This is a genomic window from Flavobacterium sp., from assembly GCF_044341265.1.
GTDB lineage: Bacteria > Bacteroidota > Bacteroidia > Flavobacteriales > Flavobacteriaceae > Flavobacterium.
Window position 1 is genome coordinate 1 of the sequence record NZ_JBIISA010000064.1, and the last position, 4,318, is coordinate 4,318.

The following is a 4,318-nucleotide window of genomic DNA, read 5'->3' on the forward strand; positions in this document are numbered from 1 at the left end:
TTTATCAATTGGTTAAAATATATTTGATAAACTTGATCACTTTTTGTTAATATTTTTCAATTCTTACTTATAATTTTTTACAATTTGTGAGTAATCAGTATATCCTATTAACCATTCTTAATTTATAAAACTTAAAATTAGTTCTCTTAGACTCCTTTAAATAATTAACATTCTAATATACCTTTAATTCCTGTAGCAGTCAAAATTGTTTTGAGAATATGAATTGTATTTTTTGATGAAATAATACCTTTAAAGCAAGTGTATCTTGGGTATCCAACAACAGAGTTTGATAAGCTTAACTTTTCGATTTCCATTGTAAAAAACCAATTTGTGTGTGATATAATTGAAACATTATATGAGGCAAAGCCATCAATTAATTTAGTGTAGGTGAATTCTAAATTAATTCCACTATTACAATTATTGCCATTAATTAAAAAACCACAATCCAATAAATAGTTTTTAATAGTTTCCATTTTTTTATTCATTTTGAACTTATTGCTCTTTTATATTTCTGATGTATGATAGGCAATTATTTTTTGTTTTTGTTAATCTACAATTAAACTTTTCTACTAAAATGTTGGCTTAAATCTTCCATTTTATTAAAAAAATCAATATCTTCTTTCAGTGATTTAGCTTTATATTTTGTGTAATTATAGTCAATTAAAGCTTCTTTATAATTTAGCCAATCTTGTTTGAGAATTGCTCCGGATATACCTTCATTTAGTATCTTTATCTTTTCTAAAATTTTGATAAGTGCTTCACTTTTTTTTGAGTCTGAATCTAACTTTTCCCAATTGATATCTGGGCTTGATAGTTTTGGGTTAGTTTTATTATAAATGATAGTTTTTTTTGTTATCATTTTATTGTTTTGATTAACCCAACAAAGTTTTTTCTTTTCTTGTGGTGTTAAAAAAACATGAGTATCTGAAGTTAGTTTTTCTATAATTTTTAATGCATTCTCAATTTTTTTAATAGCATCATCTGTTAAGATGTAATTATCCATTTATTTTATCTAAGATTTAATGTTCCGTTAATAACTAATAAGTTAAGGTCAAGAGCAATGCTAAGTTCAAGGTTTTTAGATCTATCCAAAATCGCACAAGGCATTAAATAAACTGCATCACACTCTGCTAATTGTTTAATGTTTCTTATTTTAATTCTATAGTTAATTGTAGATTTTTCATTTAGATTTTCAATTGGATTTATTACATCAAAGCCTATTCTTAATAACTCTAATTTTGTTAAAAGAAAACTATCTTGAATTTCGGGAGTTATATGTTTTGAAAGATTACCAATTATATATATTTTCTTTTTCATCATTATATTATGTAGTTACCCGAGCAAAGCTTATTTACTAAATTGATAGACAATTTAGGGAGTTTGATATAATGTATGAAAGATTAGCTTTGCCTGGGATAACTAAATTTTGACAAAAAGGTAAACGAAGTGGTGTGTAAGCACTTTTACATCAATATAAACAATATGCGAAATTTTACTAGAACCGAATTGTCCATACATAATGTTGTTTACCTTTTTTTGAATTAAAACTCTACTAAATTATAAATCTTAATGTTTTGTTTAATTTCTTCAATTAATTCGGTTTTTTTTTGACTTAGATTCAATAAAACAATAGCTTCATTATCTTTAAGTTTTTTATTAATTTCTTCGTTATGTGTGCCAAGGTATATTCTTTTAACCTTTGAAAATGTCCAAATAAAGTTTATGATGTCATCAAAATCATTTATTATGAAGAAAGCAAAATCAATTTTATTTAAATCATATTCGATTAATCTTTTCTTATTAGTACAACTTATTATTTCAAACTCTTTATTAAAGTTCATTTTTATAAACCTTGAGAATCCTTTTGCTGAATCATAAACAAAGACCTTCTTTTTATCCATGGTAATAAAAATTGTTGTCAATCATACATTCCTTATATTTAAGAACTTTTTTAATAAAAAGCTTTGCTTTTCTTTCTTCAACTTTTTCTAGTTCTATATTTATATACATTCCATCTTTTTTTATTATTCTTAATTCAATAATTTTTTTTTTATATATAAAACTTAAAATAAAAAAAAGCATACCAAAAATTATGTAAGTTGATATGTTTTGTTTTTGATATAGTATTAAAATTATCAACACATATAAAGCAAATAACAATTTTATGATTTTATAATTAATTACTTTTTTTTGTTTTGATAAAACAGTTATAGTTTTAACATCCTCAATATCTATTTTTTTATAGTTTAAAGTATGCAATATTATCTTGTCATAAGAAATTGTAGCAAATTTGCATATGTAAAAATTAAACTTTCTTACTTTTTCATTTTGACTAGGCAGCTTGTTGATCATAAGTAAGTTTGTTTATTTGTTACATTCTATAATTGTATTTTTCTGAAAAATAATTTGCCGTTTCTTCATCGTTCATATCCTTAAAACCTAAAATTGCATATCTGATTGCACACTTTCTTACTAAATTGTTTTCAGAAAATTTATCAATAATGCCGCTAAATGCCTTTTTTATTTTTTCTTTTTGATCTTCAATAGAAGTTGAATTTAAACCTGATTTTAAAACATAAAAATGGACATAGTCTTTAAATAATGGAGTGCTTAAAAAAGTATTATCTTTATTCATTGATTCTGATATTAAAGCATTTTCGTCTATATTTGAATCAGATTCTACATTGAAATTTAGATGGTTGTATTTTTTACATTTTAACATTAACACAGCAAATTTATTCTTGTTTGTTATGATAAACTCATTTTTTATTTTTAAGTATTCATTTTTTAAATTAGTGATAGCTTTATTACTATCTACTGAACTTATGTTTTTGTTTTTTGAAAAAGTTGTTTTTTGATAATCCTCAAGTTCTCTTATACTTTTTTTGTTTTCAATGTCAAATTTTATAAAAGAATACCAATCTTTATTACAACTCGATTTTAAGAAAACTGGAAGATTTTCTGTATTTGATAGGTCATAAGTAAATTTCACTTCTTTATCTTCACTAGATAAAATAAAATCAAAATTTGCAGACTTCTTATTATCAACTAATACTAACCTGTAAATCCCTTCCTCTGCGCTTTCATCAAATGGATAGGAAATTGTTCCTTTAGAATTTTCAATTTTAGTTAGTTTTGATTCTATACCATCTTTATAATTATAAATAATACATGTTAAATTACCATTAAAATTGGTTATTGTTCCTGTAAGAGTCAGCTTTGTTTTTGCGTGACCAATACCTACAAGTAATAGAATTGTTATAAGTATATAATTTAACTTCATTATTTTTTATGAATTGCAAAATTTTTATAATGTAAAATTATATTTTAGTAATAATTTTCAATACATGAAAATGTAGGTTAATAACGGAAAAATGATATTATATATTAATTCTAGAAACTATTTTTTTTTAAGCTTTTTGGTCATTAATTTTACAATTGCTTTAGCATCATTAATTTCATTTTTTTCTAATCGTATTGAAATTAATTATAATAAATTTGTATTTGTGTTTTTTGATAATAAAACTTATAGTAATAAGAGTTAAACTAAAAGTTAATAATAAAAATGTAACCATTTGTGAGAAAGGTTTTGCAAGAAACCATGTGATCAATAATGAAAATCCCAAAATAAAAGATATCCAATTCAATGTTAACACTCTTTTTTTTGATAGCATGATTTTTTTTATGTATTCTATTTGAATTGGAGTGTGTGGATTGTACTTGTGTGCAAGTATAGCATCTTCAAATACAGCTGCAAAAGAGTTTAGGTATTCTAATTTTGAGTCATTTTTTAATGAATCTGTATTCATTTTTTTTATTTTATATATAATTCTATTATATTTTAATACTATTTTAAGTGTTATAGCAACTACTATAAATTGATTTAATAAAGACAATTAATGTTTGAATATTCTCTTTTCATAATTAAATGCGATTTTCTATTAAATCATTACTTTTTTTAGTATTTTAAATGGATTTGCTTTCATAGAATTTTTATAGTTTATGCAAAACATACTTGATAAACTTTTAATAATTCTTTATAATCAGACGAACGAGTTTTAAGTTTCTCTTAATTGTGATAGTTGATGAAAAAATGTATGTATGAAATTAACACAAATATTCGTCTGAATAAAAAGAACCGAAACGACATTTTGAATGCCCCAAATTCATTTGTTATAACTTTATCATGCTTTTCAAATCAAAAAAAACTTGCATGAAGAGTCGTTTCGGTATCAATTATATATCATTAGGTAATTTTCATTTAACTAACTATCTTAACCAAAGAAATTTGTAAAAACTACCATAAATGATATTCTAT

6 protein-coding genes are annotated in these 4,318 nt (G+C 23.0%); all 6 read right to left on the reverse strand.

All coding sequences use genetic code 11. The features are described from left to right. Positions 1–164: 164 nt before the first annotated feature. The 6 genes from ACIQ06_RS15935 to ACIQ06_RS15960 all read right to left on the reverse strand — a co-directional run bounded on the left by ACIQ06_RS15935 (position 165) and on the right by ACIQ06_RS15960 (position 3,283). Positions 165–485, reverse strand: a complete 321-nt coding sequence (locus ACIQ06_RS15935) for a hypothetical protein (RefSeq protein WP_396147916.1) — start codon at positions 483–485, stop codon at positions 165–167. A gap of 71 nt (positions 486–556) precedes the next feature. After that, entirely contained in the window at positions 557–1,003 is a 447-nt protein-coding gene (locus ACIQ06_RS15940; RefSeq protein WP_396147917.1) for a hypothetical protein, read from the reverse strand. A gap of 5 nt (positions 1,004–1,008) precedes the next feature. Then, positions 1,009–1,317: a hypothetical protein gene (locus ACIQ06_RS15945; protein WP_396147918.1), complete on the reverse strand. Its 309-nt coding sequence runs from the start codon at positions 1,315–1,317 to the stop codon at positions 1,009–1,011. A gap of 224 nt (positions 1,318–1,541) precedes the next feature. Continuing rightward, complete coding sequence (locus ACIQ06_RS15950; protein WP_396147919.1) at positions 1,542–1,841, reverse strand: hypothetical protein; 300 nt, start codon at positions 1,839–1,841, stop codon at positions 1,542–1,544. A 52-nt stretch (positions 1,842–1,893) separates the two neighbouring features. Then, on the reverse strand, positions 1,894–2,352 hold the full coding sequence (locus tag ACIQ06_RS15955; protein ID WP_396147920.1) for a hypothetical protein: 459 nt from the start codon (positions 2,350–2,352) through the stop codon (positions 1,894–1,896). Between the two features lie 19 nt (positions 2,353–2,371). Then, a complete protein-coding gene (locus ACIQ06_RS15960; RefSeq protein ID WP_396147922.1) occupies positions 2,372–3,283 on the reverse strand; it encodes a hypothetical protein in 912 nt (303 codons plus the stop codon). Positions 3,284–4,318 lie beyond the last annotated feature (1,035 nt).